Origin of the sequence: Actinomadura barringtoniae (assembly GCF_017573505.1) — a bacterium.
Lineage (GTDB): Bacteria > Actinomycetota > Actinomycetes > Streptosporangiales > Streptosporangiaceae > Spirillospora > Spirillospora barringtoniae.
The window spans coordinates 1-17,446 of the sequence record NZ_JAGEOJ010000031.1 but is presented as its reverse complement, the minus strand read 5'-3'; the positions used below and the strand labels follow the sequence as shown (position 1 = coordinate 17,446).

Annotated in this window: 16 protein-coding genes; 7 read left to right on the top strand and 9 right to left on the bottom strand. The window is 68.5% G+C overall.

Annotated features, from left to right (window positions below; genetic code table 11):
• Positions 1-222 precede the first annotated feature (222 nt).
• From J4573_RS48475 to J4573_RS48460, 4 genes are all read left to right on the top strand, one after another.
• Complete coding sequence (locus tag J4573_RS48475) at positions 223-483, top strand: hypothetical protein (RefSeq protein WP_208263227.1); 261 nt, start codon at positions 223-225, stop codon at positions 481-483.
• 445 nt (positions 484-928) lie between these two features.
• On the top strand, positions 929-1,921 hold the full coding sequence (locus J4573_RS48470) for an AurF N-oxygenase family protein (RefSeq protein ID WP_208263226.1): 993 nt from the start codon (positions 929-931) through the stop codon (positions 1,919-1,921).
• Positions 1,922-1,958: 37 nt separating this feature from the next.
• Complete coding sequence (locus tag J4573_RS48465; protein ID WP_208263225.1) at positions 1,959-2,624, top strand: class I SAM-dependent methyltransferase family protein; 666 nt, start codon at positions 1,959-1,961, stop codon at positions 2,622-2,624.
• A 152-nt stretch (positions 2,625-2,776) separates the two neighbouring features.
• A complete protein-coding gene (locus J4573_RS48460; protein WP_307797507.1) occupies positions 2,777-3,511 on the top strand; it encodes a DUF2786 domain-containing protein in 735 nt (244 codons plus the stop codon).
• Positions 3,512-3,636: 125 nt separating this feature from the next.
• Here J4573_RS48460 and J4573_RS48455 read toward each other — a convergent pair whose 3' ends face one another.
• The 3 genes from J4573_RS48455 to J4573_RS48445 form a co-directional block, all read right to left on the bottom strand.
• Positions 3,637-3,849: a helix-turn-helix domain-containing protein gene (locus tag J4573_RS48455; RefSeq protein WP_208263223.1), complete on the bottom strand. Its 213-nt coding sequence runs from the start codon at positions 3,847-3,849 to the stop codon at positions 3,637-3,639.
• 287 nt (positions 3,850-4,136) lie between these two features.
• Positions 4,137-5,189, bottom strand: a complete 1,053-nt coding sequence (locus tag J4573_RS48450; RefSeq protein ID WP_208263222.1) for a DUF1214 domain-containing protein — start codon at positions 5,187-5,189, stop codon at positions 4,137-4,139.
• A 4-nt stretch (positions 5,190-5,193) separates the two neighbouring features.
• Positions 5,194-6,450: a sulfotransferase family protein gene (locus J4573_RS48445; RefSeq protein WP_208263221.1), complete on the bottom strand. Its 1,257-nt coding sequence runs from the start codon at positions 6,448-6,450 to the stop codon at positions 5,194-5,196.
• 326 nt (positions 6,451-6,776) lie between these two features.
• On the opposite strand from J4573_RS48445, the gene J4573_RS48440 reads away from it, so the two are divergent.
• Positions 6,777-7,643, top strand: coding sequence for a helix-turn-helix domain-containing protein (locus tag J4573_RS48440; RefSeq protein ID WP_208263220.1), 867 nt, complete (start codon positions 6,777-6,779; stop codon positions 7,641-7,643).
• Complete coding sequence (locus J4573_RS48435; RefSeq protein ID WP_208263219.1) at positions 7,640-7,843, top strand: DUF397 domain-containing protein; 204 nt, start codon at positions 7,640-7,642, stop codon at positions 7,841-7,843. Before J4573_RS48440 ends, J4573_RS48435 begins: the two co-directional genes overlap by 4 nt.
• Positions 7,844-8,144: 301 nt before the next feature.
• On the opposite strand, the gene J4573_RS48430 is transcribed toward J4573_RS48435, so the two are convergent.
• From J4573_RS48430 to J4573_RS48405, 6 genes are all read right to left on the bottom strand, one after another.
• Positions 8,145-8,879, bottom strand: a complete 735-nt coding sequence (locus tag J4573_RS48430) for a DUF8817 family protein (RefSeq protein WP_208263218.1) — start codon at positions 8,877-8,879, stop codon at positions 8,145-8,147.
• Between the two features lie 165 nt (positions 8,880-9,044).
• Positions 9,045-11,690: an aminopeptidase N gene (gene pepN / locus J4573_RS48425; RefSeq protein ID WP_208263217.1), complete on the bottom strand. Its 2,646-nt coding sequence runs from the start codon at positions 11,688-11,690 to the stop codon at positions 9,045-9,047.
• A 462-nt stretch (positions 11,691-12,152) separates the two neighbouring features.
• The gene (aac(6'), locus tag J4573_RS48420) at positions 12,153-12,638 is read right to left on the bottom strand and encodes an aminoglycoside 6'-N-acetyltransferase (RefSeq protein WP_208263216.1); all 486 of its coding nucleotides are present in this window, start codon (positions 12,636-12,638) and stop codon (positions 12,153-12,155) included.
• Positions 12,635-13,492 carry a DUF4184 family protein gene (locus tag J4573_RS48415; RefSeq protein WP_208263215.1) on the bottom strand — a complete coding sequence of 286 codons (858 nt, stop codon included), beginning with the start codon at positions 13,490-13,492 and terminating at the stop codon, positions 12,635-12,637. The genes aac(6') and J4573_RS48415 overlap by 4 nt, the downstream gene beginning before the upstream one ends.
• Positions 13,493-13,909: 417 nt before the next feature.
• Entirely contained in the window at positions 13,910-14,320 is a 411-nt protein-coding gene (gene tsaA, locus J4573_RS48410) for a tRNA (N6-threonylcarbamoyladenosine(37)-N6)-methyltransferase TrmO (RefSeq protein ID WP_208263214.1), read from the bottom strand.
• 50 nt (positions 14,321-14,370) lie between these two features.
• Positions 14,371-15,318 carry a ribose-phosphate diphosphokinase gene (locus J4573_RS48405; protein WP_208263213.1) on the bottom strand — a complete coding sequence of 316 codons (948 nt, stop codon included), beginning with the start codon at positions 15,316-15,318 and terminating at the stop codon, positions 14,371-14,373.
• Between the two features lie 831 nt (positions 15,319-16,149).
• Here J4573_RS48405 and J4573_RS48400 point away from each other — a divergent pair.
• Complete coding sequence (locus J4573_RS48400) at positions 16,150-17,106, top strand: alpha/beta hydrolase (RefSeq protein WP_307797506.1); 957 nt, start codon at positions 16,150-16,152, stop codon at positions 17,104-17,106.
• The last annotated feature ends 340 nt before the right edge of the window (positions 17,107-17,446 follow it).

The window sequence follows — 17,446 nt, the reverse complement described above, 5'->3', positions numbered from 1 at the left end:
TTGGGGTGACCCTACACAGACAGCCCCACCTGCGGAAGCAGCGGAGTTTCGGACATCAAATGACCCATTGCGCGTGCCCAACTCCGAATAGTGATCAATCTGATACCTGTGCTGATTGAAAGGTCACCCAAATCGGCGCAAGCTGTCCCGAGACACATCCGCCCCTCGACACGACGACCGGAACCGATCCCCTCCACCCCGCCCGCCGACAGGACGCGACCCATGTTCGAGATCTGGGAGACGAGCGAGCCCGCCAGGCTCATCAGCGACGCCGGGAGCCTGAAGGTCGCGCTCGAGAAGGTGGACACGATGTGCCGGCTCCGCCACGACCAGGCGGTCGCGCACGTGGGCGGCGACACCCGCGAGGGCTACAACTTCGAGATCCGGGACCAGGAGGGCAAGGCGCTGGCGCGCCTCACCTACGTCCCCGACACCACCCGCGCCTACCAGAGCGTCGTCGTCGACGAACTCCGCGGCGACTGACCCCGCGGGCCACCGAAAGCCTGAGCACCTGCCGCGGGCACCTGACCGCCGGGCCGACTGACCCCGCAGGCTACCGACGGCCAGGGCGCCTGCCGCGGGCACCTGACCGCCGCGGCCCCCTCTCGGCACTGGCCACGCCTCCCCCGGTTGCACGGGAGTTGCTGCGGCAACGCAAGGGAAACGGGCTCTGACCTGGGGATTGTCCAACCTTGGCCAAGTCGCGCGCGAGCGCGACCTGGGATCCTTTCACGTACTCGCAGGTAGGTAGACATCTAACGAACAACGCGTCGAAACCGGCACTTGTTGACCTCTCCACCCCCCGGTTCTAGGTTGACACCGGACGCACCGAGTAGTCAGGGAGCCCCGCAAAGGCACTCGTGTCACGTCATGCCGGCGCCAGACGTGTCCCCCCGTTTCCAGCGCATCGATCGTGAAGGGAACCCCCATGCCCGGAGCAAGGGTCATCCACCTCGACGAAGCACGCGGCCAAGACGACGAGGACGTGGCCTACCAGAAGACGCTGCGCCGCCTTTCCAAAGCCTCGGTGGACAAGCATTGGGAGCCGTACGCCGACATCCCGTGGGACGAACCGGGTTACGAGGTGACCCCCGAGGATCGGCGCTGGGTCCTGCCCGAGCTCGACCCGCTCGGCCGTCACCCCTGGTACAAGGCGCAGTCCGAGGACGTCCAGGCGCTCATCGGGCTGTGGCGGCAGGCGCAGGTCGCCAAGGTCGGGATGCAGTTCGAGAACGTGCTGAAGCGCGGGCTGCTCACGTACGCGTTCCGGCTGCCGAACGACTCGGCGGAGTTCCGCTACGTCTACCACGAGACGATCGAAGAGGGACATCACGGCATGATGTTCCAGGAGTTCGTCAACCGCACCGGCACGCCCGTCGACGGGATGCCTCGCGTGGTGCGCCTGCTCGGCGAGGTGGTCCCCCCGCTCAGCGTCATCGCGCCGTCGCTGTTCTTCTTCTTCGTGCTGGCGGGCGAGGAGCCCATCGACTACGTCCAGCGGCGCATGCTCCGCGACGGCTCGGCCCGGCACCCGCTCCTCAACAAGATCATCTCAATCCACGTGGCGGAGGAGGCGCGGCACATCTCGTTCGCCCGCCAGTTCCTTCGCCACCGCGTCCCGCGCATGGGCGCGCCGCAGCGCTTCGCGCTCAGCCTCGTCGTCCCGCCGACGATGAAGCTCGGCGTGCTGCTGATCCTCACCCCGCCCGCCGCGATGAGCCGCCGGTTCGAGATCCCCCAGGACGTGCAGAAGCAGACCTACTGGGGCGCCAAGGCGTCGCAGGACCTGATCTCCAAGGCCGTCTCGAACGTACGGGACCTCTGCGGCGACATCGGCCTCATCAATCCGGTCAGCAAGCAGATCTGGAGACTCCTGAACATCTGGGAGGAGCCAAAGAAGGAAATTGCTGCGAAATCCTGACTGACGTAGTTGCGGCGCGACGGTTACGGTGGCCTGCATGGCGCGGGACTGGAGGAATTGGCACCGCAAGTACGACGAGCCCGGATCCTCACTGGCGCTGCGGCTGGAGACCGTTCAGCAGCGCATCCGTGAGGCGCTCGACCGCTGCCCGGCGGGGCCCGTCCAGATCGTCAGCCTGTGCGCGGGCGAGGGACGCGACCTGCTGCCCGTCCTTCGCGACCACCCGCGGCGCGAGGACGTGAGCGCCCGCCTGGTGGAACTCGACTCCCAGATCGCGGCCGTCGCCGCCGTCCAGGCCCAGAACGGCGTCGGCGGCCGCGTCCAGGTGGTGGTCGGCGACGCGGCCGTCACCGACGTCTACGAGGGCGCCGTCCCGGCCGACGTCGTCATGGTGTGCGGCATCTTCGGCAACCTGAACGACGACGCGATCGAGCGTACGATCGCGTGCCTGCCGCAGTTGTGCGCGCCCGGCGCCACCGTGCTGTGGACCCGCTTCGAGCAGAGCCCCGCGACCACGTCCGCCGTGTGCGGCTGGTTCGCCGACCACGCCTTCGAGGAGGTCGCCGTCTCCACGGCCGACGGCACCCGGCTGGTCGTCGGCGCGCACCGCTTCGCCGGAACGCCGCAGCCCCTCCAGAAGGGCGTGCGGATGTTCACCTTCAGCGATGACCACACCAGCGACCACTGGCCCGACCGCACCTGATCCCTCTTCTGATGGGCGCCCGTCCGGCCACGTCGGCAGTGCCCGTCCGGCCACGTCGGCAGTGCCCGTCCGGCCACGTCGGCTGTGTCGGGCGCCCGGCGTCCCTGGGGCGTGGCAGGATGCGGGGTTGGTCGCGATTGGGGAGGGCTCAGGTGAGCGATGCCGGACGGGGTCCGGATCCGCGGATGCTCGACAAGGTCAGGGCGCTGTTGGCCAAGGCCGAGTCGACCGAGTATCCCGAGGAGGCCGAGGCGCTCAGCGCCCGGGCCCAGGAGCTCATGGCCCGCTACAGCATCGACCACGCGCTGCTCGCGGCGGCCGGAGCCGACGCGCGCGACGAGCCCCTCGGGCGGCGGCTGTCGGTCGACAACCCCTATGGCGCACCCAAGGCCGTACTGCTGACCGTGGTGGCCGAGGCGAACCGCTGCCGGGCTGTGTGGCACCGGGAGCTCAACTGCTCGACCGTGCTGGGCTTCGCGCCGGACGTGGCGGCGGTGGAGCTGATGTTCACCTCGCTGCTGCTGCAGGCGACCACCGCGATGCTGCGGGCGGGCTCGCGTACCGACTCGCTCGGCAGGTCGCGGACGCGCTCGTTCCGCAACGCCTTCCTGCACGCCTACGCGGCGCGCATCGGGGAGCGGCTCCGCGAGGCGGTCGTGGAGGCGACGAGCCGGGCCGCCGCGGAAGAGGCCGGGAAGGATCTGCTTCCCGTCCTTGCCGCGCGTGACCAGGCCGTGGAACGGGCGGTCGACGCCATGTTCCCCAATCTCACCAGGGGCCGGGCCCGATCGGTCTCCAACCACGAGGGCTGGATGGCCGGGCGAGCGGCGGCCGATCTGGCCAGCCTGAGCGGACGCTCCGAGGTCACCGGAGAGTCGCGCCGCTAGTTACCCCAGGGATCTCCGCCGTGTTCCCAGGGTCTTCCCGTCAGTGCTGCGTGGTGCTGCGTGGTGCTTCTGTACTTCATGGTGCCGGAGGTCCCCCCCGGGGGGCAGGGGGACGGCCGGTCGAGTCAGGCCTTCTTGCGCCTGGTGTTCCCGCCGCGGCCGCGAAGCGGCACGCCGGCCTCCTTGAGGACGTTGTAGATGAAGCCGTAGGACCGGCCGGTCTCGGCCGCCAGATCACGGATGCTCTCACCCGCCGCGTAGCGCGGCGCGAGCTCCGCCGCCAGCTTGGTGCGCTCGGCGCCCGTCACGCGGGTGCCTCTCGCCAGGGTCCGGCTCACGATGTACCTCCCGAGTCGCTGTCTCCGAGTCGCGGGCCGTTCCCGCAGCTCACAGCGGTGTTGATCTCTCCAACGTACACATTCCCACCAAAACCCCCAACCAAGCCGCACGATCGGGAGCAAGGACGGCCGATGGTGGTCTTTTCCGTGGTCATCGGCGTGTCGGTGCTGGACGAACGGTTCCAGAACAACCCCGGAAAGACCCTGGGAACTCCCTGTGGGCACCCTGTGAACATCTTCGGGCATATCGGGACGTTAAGGGAGAAAAGTAATGGTCCTGGATGGACTCAGAGCGACATGTCTGAGAGCCGGACCACCCGGGTCCCGAGCCGTTCGGGCGTATGTTCGGGCAGGAACCACCGGAACCACAGCCGGCCGCGCGGATGGCCCGCCGTCGAGATCCAGTTGGGATGGCCGGGATCGGCCGCCGCGATGACGATCCGCCAGGATCCATCGGGCTCGTAGACGATCTGATGGCCGTTGATGGTCACGCGTTCCTGGTCGTAGTCGTAGGTGTGCAGGAACGGGTTCCAGAGGCAGAGGTTCCAGAAGGCGCAGTCCGGCGAGCGGCCCTCGATGACCAGCGCCTCGTCGTCGCCCAGCGCGAAGACGCCCATCGCGTACGCGGCGTCGCCCGCCGCCCAGCCGAAGGTCTCGGTCGGAACGGGATACGGCTCGTCCACGCGGTTGTCGTCTTCGAGGGGCAGCACCATCCTGGACTGCTCGCGCAGCCAGGTCAGGGCCGCGCGAAAGCGGCGTGCCAGGTCGGCGTCGGTGTCGCGGCGCGGCTCGGCGGGAGGGTCGAGGCACTCGATGTGCCACTCCGTACGGCGGTCGTGCTGGGGGTCGGCCACGTAGTCGCGCGTGATGACGCAGACGGCGTCCGGCTCCAGGCGCGTCTTCTCCTGCGGCCCGAGCATGACCTCGAACGAGCCGTCCTCGGCGACGTCCAGCTCGCGGTCGTTGACCGAGGCGACGATGCGTTCGGAGTAGCGCCCGTCGTCGGGCCCGCCGTAGACGGTCAGCGAGAAGTAGACGGCGTCGCCGCGCCGCCCGCTGACCCGGTAGCGCCGCGCCGGGTCCAGCGGCGCGTAGCAGTAGAACGCGTCCGCGTTGTCCCCGCCCCACTTGTGGTACGGCCCGACGATGTCGGTGAAGCGCGGCCGTCCCGTGTCCGACCACACCTGAGTGTCCAGCCCGGTCCGCAACATCGAGAAGATCCACTTGTGCGCCTCGAGGACCGAGGTCTCGTCCAGCGCCGGATCGCCCGCCAGCCGTCGCCGCAGCTCCTTCAGCTCGTCCAGGATCTCCTCGACCACCGCACCGGTCCCGGTCTCCATGAGCTCAGTCCTCCGGCTCGACGTTGAAGCGTTCGATGTAGGGGGCGAGGACCTGGGCGCGTTCGGCCGGGTCGAGCCCGAAGTCGGCCAGGCCGTAGCGGACCCCGCCGTGCTTGCCCCGCGGGTGGTCGGCGAGGAAGGCCGCCTGCGCCTTGCGGGCCTCAGGCGTGTACGGCTGCCCGGCCCTGGCGTAGATGCGTTCCACCATGGCCAGGTCGTCGGCCATGAACTCGTTGAAGTGCACGTCCATGGCGTCGGGCAGCAGGTCCCGTTCGGCGGCGGCCGAGCCGAGCATGAGCTCCAGCCGCTGCGCCCAGTACCGTCCGATCCGTACGGGATCGGGCCGGTCGCAGGACATGCGCGCCGCGTACGCGAGCATCGTGCACATCGACCGCGTGACCGCCACCGGGTCCCGGTGCGTGACCACGACGAAAGCGTCGGGGAACACGCGGCGCAGGACGGCGAACTGCTCCAGGTGCCCCGGCGACTTGAGCACCCACCGCTCCCCCGCCGGCCGCAGCCACTGGATGGCCTGGAGCATCGTGCGCAGGTACTCGTAGGCGGGCGTCTGGTCGGTGCCGCGCAGCCAGTCGCGGTACGCCGGGACGATGGCCTGCGTCTCAAAGAACAGCGACGCGCAGGCGGAGTTGAGGAGCTGGATCTCCTCGTGCGCGTGCTCGGGCCACATGTCGTGCATCCGCTTGAAGTGCGGCATCAGGACGTCGACGGCCCCGAGCGCGGCCGCGGTCCGTTCGATGCGCGGCGCGGGGTCACGCGGGTCCTCGCCGGGCGGCGGTATCGGCTCCAGGCTCTCCCAGTACGGCAGGAAGCGCAGCGCAGGGTCGGCCGACATCAGGTTGTGCAGGTGCGTCGTGCCCGTGCGCGGCAGCCCGGCGATGATGATCGGCCGCCGCAGCTCCACATCCCGGATCTCCGGGTGACGCTTGAGCAGGTCCTCCAGCCGGAGGCGCGCGACCAGCGCCTGCTGGATCTGAACGGCCAGGTTGACCGTTCCGACGTCGCTGACCTCGGCCTCCTCGCGCAGCGCCTGGCACAGCACGCCGAGCGGTTCGCGGAACCGGTCGTCGCCGAAGTCCTCCAGCCCGGTCTGCTGAACGGCGCCCGCCATCAGCCACTCGGGCACGAGCGGCATCGCGGGCGCGAGCGCGGCCATCTCGGCCCGCAGCGCGGCGGCGGGCTCGGAGTGGCGCGGATCGGCGAGGTCGTCGAGGCGGATCGAGGGCGGCCGGTGAAACGCCATCGCGGCTCCTAGAATTTCGCTACGGTTTGTACCGTATTAAGGTCCAGGATTTCGGTCAAGCGCTCGCTTGGTAGACGTTTCGGGCACATCCGGGCACGCCGGAAGCGTGTATTCGCGACTGACGAAAAGTTCGAGATCGACGCGCGCTGCGCGCCCATCGGCACAGTACGGCGAGCTCTGCGGCCGAACACCCCTGTCCCAATCCGGCCAGCACCTTGATTGGCACCCCGGGCTCGGCAACGTTCTAGTTGTGTACGTTCTGTAATCGTGAGCGCACCCTCTGAACGTGCAGGAAGTGCACTGTTCACCCTCAGGAGTTGAACCAGGTGACCAGCCCCTTCGTCCGGCGCCGCAGACTCGCCGCCGAGCTCCGCGCGCTCCGCGAGCACCGCGGCATGACCGCCGGACGTCTCTCTCAGCTCATCCACCAGTCGCGCATGAAGGTCAGCCGCCTGGAGAACGCCCATATCCGCCCCGACCTCGCCGAGATCATCAAGATCCTCGACGTCCTGGACGTCACCGGCGACAAATGGAACCAGATCGTCCGCATCGCCTGCGACGCCGCCGAGAAGGGCTGGTGGGACGCCTACGGCGACGCCATGGGCCCGCGCCAGCGCCTCTACGCCGACATCGAGTCAGGCGCCAAGACGATCCGCGAATACCACCCCAGCGGGATGCCCGGCATCCTGCAGACCCCGGAGTTCACCTGGGCGATGATCGAACTGGCCAAGGCCGAGAGCCAGGTCCCCTTCGTCCCCGAACGCCTCGTCGCCGCCCGCCTCGAACGCCGCCGCGCCGTCCTCCGCACCGACGGTCCCGTGTACGAGGCGGTCATCGACGAACTCGCCCTCCGGCGGTACGCAGTCCCGCCCGAGGTCATGCGCGCCCAGCTGCGCCATCTCATAGCGACGACGGAACAGGAGCCGCGCGTCTCGATCCGGGTACTCCCCCTGCAGCCCGGCCCGTCCGGCTCCCTGCCGCCCCAGTCGCCGTTCTATCTCTTCACGTTCCCCGATCCCACCGACCCGCCCATGGCCGTAGTGGAAACCGTCGCCGCCGACCTCGTCCACACCGAGTCCGCAGAGGTATCACGGTATGTGAGGAGGTACGAGCACGTCCTCAAAGCAGCGCTGACCGAGGACGAGTCCCGCACCCTCCTGGCCGACGCAGCCGACCCCACGGGATCACCATGACCACCGAACCCTCCCCCGGCCTCCAGCCCCCGGCGAACACCTGGCGCAAGTCCCGGCACAGCGAACCGGACGCCTCCTGCGTGGAGGTGACCCGAGCCGGCAATGGCACCATCGCCGTCCGCGACTCCAAGTCCCGTACCGCCGTCCTCCAGTTCGCCCCCGAGGAGTGGCGAGCCTTCATCACCCCCTACCGCACCTAGCCACGGCACCTGGCCACGGCACTCAGCCACCGCACCTAGGCGGCCTACCTAGGCACCGCACCTAGGCACCGCACTCAGTCGCCCACCGAAGGCCCGGCCAGCCACGCCCATCGCGTTCAGGCCGGGCCAACCCCTAAGCGGTTAATCACCCACCCGCATCCCTCCTGCGTCCCCACACACAGGCCCAGGCTCCAGCGGGTGGGAGAACGGGCCTTAGGGGGCGTGGCAGCGGCGCGTCACTCATAGACCAGTGAGCGCCGGCCTTCGGTGCAGGCGCTCCGGGTGGCATGCGATGTGCGTGTCAGCGGGGTGAAAGCCACTCCTGGAGGTCAGCGAGATGTCCTAGCTCCGACTCGATCCGCGTCCTGTCATCAGGGCTGAGCTTGAGGTCGCGCAGATCGGTGAGCCAGGGGCCCGTCGGCTCACCAAGGACCGCGGCCAGATCAACGAGATGGCACAGCGCGATGGCCCGTTCGGCCACCGAGGCGTCCGCGCCGTGCCGGCGGATCGCGGACTTGAGCGCACGGAACGCCTGCAGGTCGTCGTTCTTGAACTCGCGCAGGATCCGAGCATTGTCGAGCGCCTTGGCCAGGCCCGTCAGCTTCTTCGAGCCCCCGTACTCCAGCTCGGCGGGCTCATCGCGCTGGATGAAGATGATCGAGTTTCCGGACGGATCCATCAACGTGAACCGGGACGCCCCGGGCCGATAGCGAGTGATCCGCGGAAGGCCCTTGCCCAGCACCTTCCCGTACGTCTTGCGCATCGCCGCGACGAACGCCGCGTGATAGGGCGCCACGGCGTCGACCATCACCAGGCACCCGCCGGACTCCTCCCGTGTCGGATCAAGGTCCTTGGGCGCAGGACCGAAATGCAGCTCAAATCCGCTCCAGCGCAATGCCAGATACACATACGGCTTGGTCTGCCTGTAGGTCGCCTCGAACCCCAGCGCCTCATAGAACGCCAAGGTCTCCTCCGCTGACGCGCACGGCATCAACGGCACCGTCATCTCGTTCGGCCGGACTGTCGGCTCACCCAAGCCGGTCACCTCCCAGGTCCAGCGGCGATGCTCGCATCACCGGGCTCGCCTCGCATATGGATCGTTCCAAGTCACTCGGCCTCGTGCCGCATCCTGAGACCCGTCACGAAGGCACGTCTCGGTGCGTTGGGTGGGTGGTGCTGCGCTTGGGGTGCGTGGCCAGGATCAGCTGGCTTGGAGGTCCCTTATGCGAACGGCGCGCTGGAGGTCGTCGCGTTGGTCGGCCAGGGCGCGGCGGAGAGAGGTGGACAGGTCGTTGCGAGCCAGACATGCGGTAGCGGCGCTCAGAGTCTCGGCTGTGGCGGCGTGGGCGGGGAAGAGCCGCTCGCCCAGGGTCCTGGCGACGATGGCGCCCCGTTCTCCGGCGGTCGCGACTTCCTCGAAGTAGCGGGTGATGTAGGGCGTCGTGACGTCGTCGCGTGCGGGTTGCCAGAAGCCCTCAGCGGTCGCCGTCAGCAGATGATTGGACAGGGCGTTCGGCGTGAAGAGGAGATTCCAGGCGCGCTGCTTGGCCGCGTCGTCCGGCAAGGCCGCTCGACAGCGGGCCGCCCCCTTCGCCCCGGTTGCGCTCGGGTCGCGGGTCAGCTCCGCCTTGACCTCGTCGTCCCCCGCGTTCCCATGAACGCAGAGCTGGAGCAGGACCTGCCAGCGCAACTCGGGATCAAGATCCGGGCCTCCGTCGGGGATACGGCCTTGCGCCAGCCAGTTTCCGAGTTGGGCGAGCTCGTCGCCGGTCTGGGCGCTGGAGATCAGTGCTCGTACAGCGGCCAGGCGGAGATCGGGCGCGTCGGCAGACCGTTCCATGATGGCGGCGGCGGCGCGGGTGAGGATGGCCAGCGTCGCGGGGCGTTCGGCCGGGTGAACGTAACGGTCGGCGATGTGGTTGTGAGCGAACGCCAGAACGGCCTCGACGATGGTGACGACGTTCTCGGCAGGAAGCTGGGTCTGTACGAGCTGAAGGTAGTCGTCCACCGGCAGGTCCCCGTCCCGGACCATGTCGCGGGCCGTGTTCCAGAGAAGGGCGCGGGTCAGCGGATCCTCGATCGTTGACAGTCCGGTCGTCACGGCCTGCCAGGAGTCTTCGTCCAGCCGCACCTTGACGTACGTGAGATCAGCATCGTTCAGCACCAGCAGGTCGGGGCCGGATCCCGGGCCCGCAGCGGGTCGGGGGCCGGCAGCGGGTCGGGGGCCGGCAGCGGGTCGGTGGCCGGCTTTCGGGGCGCGGCCGGCGCCCGCGTCCGGATCTGAGCGGGAGGCCAGGCCAGGATCTTCGCTGGTCTGCGAATCGGGGCTAAGGGCAGCGAGCGGGACCCTTACGGCATCGGAGGGAACCTCGACCTCCAACTGCCGTCGCCTGACCAGCCGACCGTCCTCGCTGTCGTACGCGCCGACGAGCAGACGATGCGGGCGGGCCTTGTGAGTGTCGTCGGGCGTGATCGTGAGGACGCCGTCCGCGTCGCGTGCGGCGCGAAGCGTGTCGACGCCCGAAGTACGCAGCCAGCGTTCAGCCCATCCTTGGACGTCGCGTCCCGCCGCGCCTGCGATGGCGTCCAGGAGATCGCCAAGGTCTGCGTTGCCGAAGCGATGGGCCGCGAAGTAGGCGTTCACACCGTTCAGGAACGTCTCCTGCCCCACCCACGCGACGAGCTGGCGCAGCGCGGACGCGCCCTTCGCGTACGAGATGCCGTCGAAGTTCATGAAGGCCGAGGCGAGGTCATCGAGATTGTCGGCGGACACAGGGTGGGTCGAGGGCCGCTGGTCGGCGTCGTAGCCCCAGGCCTTGCGCTTGACCGCGAAGGCCGTCCACGGGCTGGTGAAGCGGCTGGCCGCCGCTGCCACCTCGTACCCCATGTACTCGGCGAACGACTCGCTGAGCCACACGTCATCCCACCAGCGCATGGTCACCAGGTTGCCGAACCACATGTGCGCCATCTCGTGGGCGATCACGATCGCACGGAACTCGCGTTCGGTATCGGTGACGGCCGAGCGGAAGATGTAGTTCTCGTTGAAGAGCACGCAGCCCGGCTTCTCCACCGCGCCCCAGTTCATCTCGGGCACGAAGACCTGGTCGTACTTGCCGAACGCGTAACGGTCGTCGAAGAGCTCGTGGTAGCGATCGAAGGCCCGCCGCGTGATGTCGAGGACCTCGTCGGCGTCGTTCTCCATGTGCGTGGCGAGCGAGCGCCGGCAGTGGAGTCCGAGCGGGATGCCGTCGTGCTCGGTGTGAATCGACCGGAACGGCCCGCCCGCAATGGTCATCAGGTAGGTGCTGATCGGCTCCGAGGGCTCGAACTCCCAGCGTCCGCCGGCCAGGCGGTGGCCCTCGCCATGGCTCAGCACCGTCCAGTCGTCGGGTGCGGTGACCGAGATCGTGAAGGGCGCCTTGAGGTCAGGTTGGTCGAAGCACGCGAAAACACGCGGCGCCAGGTCAGGACCACAGATCGCGTAAACGTAGACCCCGCCGTCCTCCGGATCGACGAACCGGTGCATGCCCTCGGCCGTACGCGAGTAGGCGATGTCGGCGTCGACCAGCAGCTCATTCTCGGCCTCCAGGCCGGCGAGCTCGATCCGGTCATGGCCAGCGACCGCGTCCAGCGCCCGTCCGTTCAGCACCAGCTTTCGAACCGACAGTGCGTGAAGGTCGATGAACGTGCTCGCCCCGGGCTCGGCAGCCCTGAACCGAATGGTCGTACGGGAGCCAAAGACCTCTTCACCCCGCGTGAAGTCGAGGTCCACCGAATAGGACAGAACATCGAGCAACCGAGCGCGTTCGGCCGCCTCGCCACGAGTGAGAGCCACGTCTGAGGTCATGCCCCTTTCTAACGATCACACCCAACCCACCGTTCCGCCGAAGCGCCACCCCCACCCCGGCCCCGAGCCCATCCGGACCGACCGACCCCAGTCGGACCGACCGACCCCAGTCGGACCGACCGACCCCAGTCGGACCGACCGACCCCAGTCGGACCGACCGACCCCAGTCGGACCGACCGACCCCAGTCGGACCGACCGACCCCAGTCGGACCGTCCGGGCCAGTCGGACCGTCCGGGCCAGTCGGACCGTCCGGGCCAGTCGGAGCGTCCGGGCCAGTCGAGCTGGTCGAGTCGGCCAGGCCTGTCAGGCGGGTCGAGCCTGGCCGACAGACCGCGCTGGGCGGGGCGGGGAGGACAGATCGAGCCGGGCCTGGCGGGCCGGTCAAGCCCGGTCGGGCCGGGCCTAGCGAGCTGGTAGAGCACGGCCGGGCCTGGTCGGATTGTTGTCGTCGGCCCGCGCGGTCAGGAGTGTGAGCGGATGAATTCTGACGCGATCAGGTCCATGAGCAGGCCGTCGCGCCATTCGTCGCTGATCGGGTCACGCTCGTACTGGCGCATGACACCGACCGGCTTGAAGCCGACCTTGGTGTACGAGCGGATGGCGGCGGCGTTGACGGCCGCCGGGTCGATCGTCAGCCGGTGATGGCCGCGCTCGTCGATCAGCCACGAGGCGAGCGTGCGTACGGCGTCCGTGCCGAGTCCGCGCCCGTGATGGCGCGAGCCGAGGAAGATATCGATGCTCGCATGCCGGTAGTCGGGATCGTCCTCCTCCTCGTACTGGATCGCCCCGGCCACCTCACCGTCGACGACGATGGCCAGCATGTCGTCGAAGTCCTCCGGCGTCCCCCACCACTTGGCGACTTCCGGCTCTCGAACGATTCGGTGGAGTGTCTCCTCGTCCTGCTTCTCGACAGGCCGCAACACCACAGACTCGCCGCTCAATTTCATGCGTTCAGTCTCGTACGCCGAACGCGATCAACGCATCCGGACACGGTCAGCGCCAACGCCATTCCGGCGATCGCGCCCTCGACCGCGTTCACCAGCGTCACATGGAAGGTGCGGGGCCCTTCTTGGTTGATCAACACGACCGAGCCAAGGGCCGCCCCTAGACACGTGGCGCCGACGAGAGCGAAGAGGCTGCCGACCGCCACCCCCACTTGCTCTCCGCTACGGTCGCCGTCCTCACCTCCCTCCACCGAGACAGATCGATCCCCGTCATGCCGTTGCATCTCCTGAACGGGCGTATCCGCTTCACCGCAGTCCCCAGCCACGGCCTCCTCCGGCAGCACCGGCGCCGTCCGGAACCATCGCACCGCCCACCAAGCGATCACGGCCACGCCTCCGACCCCGCTCGCGTACTGGAGCCATCGAAACAGCTCCAGCCCACCCCAGGAGGTCGTGACCAGCCACGGAAGCTGTCCCGCGAAGCTGTGATGCAGGTGCGTGAATCCGTCCCAGAACAGATGCGTGATGGCGCCGATCAGGATCGACACCGGAACCCATCCCGCCATCCGCAGGCGAAACCCGGCCGCCGGTCCCTTCAGCCGCGCGTACGCCCACGCCGGAGCCAAGGCGAGCAGCCCAGGCTTCCAGAGCGCGTGGAATCCAACGAAGAGAACGATCCCGAGCGCGAGATCAACAGTCACCAGTCCAAGCGGCTCATGCGTGATCCCCCGCAGATCCGCCATGCCGAGGAAGTACGGAGCATCCGGCGCCATCGAGCCGATGACCAGCGCGGAGGGCACGAGGCGCCCTCGGCAGAACGGAATGACGGCGGCGGGGTGGCTCAGTGTGAACGGCATCCCGACATCCCTACGCCACCGCCGTCGCCCGCCTCAAGCGATCAAGGAAACCTGACCGCCCCCGGCCTGATCACAACCCATTCCCCCGCCCAGCCGCCCAGCCGCCCAGCCGCCCAGCCGCCCAGCCGCCCAGCCGCCCAGCCGCCCAGCCGCCCAGCCGCCCAGCCGCCCAGCCGCCCAGCCGCCCAGCCGCCCAGCCGCCCAGCCGCCCAGGGCCGAACTCCCCAGGCACTCGAACGTGTTCCCGCAATAGCGAGCCAGAGCCAGCGCTATAACGGCCGAAAAGCTGGACGAGCCGAGCCGAACTGAGCCACGACAAAAGCCCTCAGGAATCAGGTCATCCCAAGCTTCAGCCCTGCCTTGTCCCGAGCTCCCGAGTTTCCGAGGTTCCGAGGTTCCGAGGTTCCGAGCGAGGGCCTACCGGTCGGAGATCGGTTCCAGGACCGGCTTGATGTCAACGATCGGCGTTCCGTCGAGGGCCTCCAGATCACGCACGCGCATTCTCAGCCCATCGACAGCCACAATCTGAATCCGATGCAGCCCCACCGGATTGGGCCGATGCGGCGACCTCGTACTGAACACACCGGACTCCGGCCGCGTCACATCACCACGCGGATGAACGGTCAGCACATCCCGGTCGGCGCGATCAAGCCACGTGAACAGCAGCACCTCGGTGCCAGGCCCAAGATCCCGCAGCCCCTCCCGTACCGCCGGCTCGAACACCAGCCACGCATCAGGAGCACCCTCATCCCCCTGCCGCGGCGCCTCGGAGGGATCGGTCAGCGGCGACTCCACCGCACCAATCGACCTGAGTACGTACTCCCCCACAGCACTCTCCTCCCCGTCCCGTCAGCCCAACCGACCAACGCCCGCTCAAGCTACTCCCGCGGTTCGAACAGGGCGCTGACGGACTCACCATTGTGGATCCGCCGCATCGCCTCGGCCATCGCCGGAGCGATCGAAAGAACCTTGAGCTTGGGCACCTGCTTCACCTCAGGGATCGGGACCGTGTTGGTGCAGACGATCTCGTCCACATCCTCATGATCCCCGATGCGTTCCAGCGCCCCATGCGAGAAAAGCCCATGCGTGCACGCCACCCGAATGGACCGCGGCTCGAGCTCACGCAACCGCGCCAGCAGCTCGATCACCGTGCTCCCCTTGGCGATCTCGTCGTCCAGCACGATGACGTCCCGCCCCGTCACATCGCCGATCACCGCGTTGATCGAGACCCGATCATCCGTAAATCGCTGCTTGGCCCCCGCCGCGACCTGCGCACCAAGCAGCCGGGCGAACGCAACAGCCTCCTTGGCGTTCCCCAAATCAGGGGACACGACCGTGGTGTTCGACAGGTCGTACCGCCGGAAATGGGCCGCCAGCTCCCGCAGCGCATGCAGGTGATCGACCGGAACGCTGAAGAACCCGTGAACCTGCGGCGAGTGCAACGCCATCGCAAGCACCCGGCTCGCGCCCGCCGTCACCAACAGGTCAGCGACAAGTCGGCCACCGATAGAGATCCGCGGCGCGTCCTTCTTGTCCGAACGCGCGTACGCGAAATGCGGCATCACCGCCGTGATCCGCGCCGCCGAAGCCCCACGAGCCGCGTCCATCATGAACAGCAGCTCGACCAGGTTCTCCTGAACGGGCTCCACGAGCGGCTGGATGACGAAGACGTCCCGCTCCCGGCAGTTGGCCTGAAGCTGCACTTCCAAACAATCATTGGAGAACCGCTCGATGCTGACCGGATGCAGCGGCACCTCCAGATGACTGCAGATCTCCGCCGCCAGTTCCGGATGGGCGTTACCGCTGAAGACGGCGATCTCACGCACTGGAAAGTCCTCGCCTGGGAAGCAATAGGCCTACCGACGCGAATGCTACCGAGCCACCCGGCACACCCCCACCCCGCCCATCCCGCGATAGCCACCACGCAGCCCACCACGCGCAGGCCATCGCCTGGCAAGCATCCCCAAGGCCCCTCCACCCACGACATCAAACAGCCGTCGCCTAACAGCCAACACGCGCCAGCCACCATGCGAAGACTCACCACGTGAGGCCGTTCACCAACGCAGGCCCACACCACATCATCCAGACCGCACCGCCCAGACCGACACACCCCGGACCCGCACACCCCGGACCCGCACAACCCAGACCCGCACGACCGGGACTCGCACAACCCAGACCCGCACGACCGGGACTCGCACAACCCGGACCCGCATGCCCCAACCCCACACGCCCCAGACCCGAGCGCCCCAAACCCACATGCCCCGGCCCCGCACGCCCCGGACCGAGCCCCAGGCCATCACCAGCTCAAGCCGTCACAACGCAAGGCCTCAGATCCCCTCCTCGACATCCATCACGTGGACGTGTCACAGAGTTTGGTCCAGAAGACAGCACGTCGGAATCTGGGCGCCGCACCGGTTGGCCTTGGTCCCCAGACGTTCCATCCCGGCGCGGACCTCGCCCTGCAGCCAATGCTGCGGCAGACCCATCAGCGCCTTGGTGGCCAGGCGGATATCGCGGATACGCCAACTTGAAGCCGTCCCCCGCTCAGGGGCGACCGCCACCCGCCCATCGCAGCCGAGCCATTGCCCATGCACAGATCCTCCCCGTACGGTCCTACTTACAGAACGGCATTCGGCTCAGGCTGGGAGGAACCCGCGGTGATCGACACGTTGGAGGCGGCCCAGGTCACGAGCAGGCGCGCGCGTCGTACAGCGCAGTTCCTGCACCGCCGGCTGCGCCCACGCATGAGCGGCGGCGAGCTCACCCCGCAGGTGATGCGGCGCCTCGCCAACCTGGAGCGGATGGCCGCGCTGGCGCCGACTCCCCGCGGCGTACGGCTCCGCAAGGTGCAGTTCGACGGATTCCGCGGCGAATGGGTGACCGCCCCCGGCGCACGTACCGACGGCCGAGCCATCCTCTACTTCCACGGCGGCGGCTTCGTCTGCTGCGGCCTGGCCACCCACCGCCGGATGATCTCCCAGATCTCGGCGGCCGCCGCCATGCCCGTGCTGTCGATCGCCTACCGCCAGCTCCCCGACGTCTCAGTCGCAGGCTCGGTCGCCGACGGCGTGACCGCGTACCGCCAGCTCCTGGCCCACGACCACCGCCCCGAGGACATCGTGATCGCCGGCGACTCGGCGGGCGGCTTCATGGCGTTCGCCACCGCCCTCCGCGCCGCCGAACTGGGCCTGCCCAAGCCCGCCGCCGTAGTCGGCCTGTCCCCATGGCTAGACCTCGACTGCACCGCCAAGCTCGCCCACCCCAACGCCGCGCTCGACCCCTACATCGCCGCAGACCAAATGGTCCTGCTCGCGGAACTGCTGGTCGAGGGCATACTCCCGCCCGATCCCGCCCTATCTCCCCTCACCGGCGACCTCTCCCTCCTCCCACCCTCGCTGATCCAGGTCGGCTCGATCGAGGTCCTGCGCTGCGACGCCGAACTGATGGCCGAACGAATGGAAGAGGCCGGAGTCCCCTGCCGACTCCAGATCTGGGAAGGCCAGATCCACGTCTTCCAAGCCTTCTCCGCCTTCGTCCCCGAAGCCCGCCCGGCCATCGCCGAGATAGCCTCCTTCGTCCACGAGATGACCACCAAGGCCACCCAGTCACACTGACGTCAGCCCCCGCACAGAGGCATCCCGCCCCAAAACCCAAAAGCGCGTGCCCTCGGCCGCACGCGCGTGCCCGGCGACTCCCGCATAGGCATCCCGCTCAGCAAGCCCAAGAAGCCTGTACGCCGGGTCCGACCGGTGACCCCGGTCGACTCCCGCACAGGCGCCCTGCTCCGCGAGCGCCCCAGGCGCCTGTTAGCCGCGCCCACACGCGCGTCCCTCGCTGACGCCTCAAACCAACCCCGGCTGACGCGCACGCCACCATCCCAGGCTCGTCTCCCTCCGGTCGAACCTGGCAATCGCCCAGTCCAGATCCAACGCCACCCCGCACACCCGCACACCC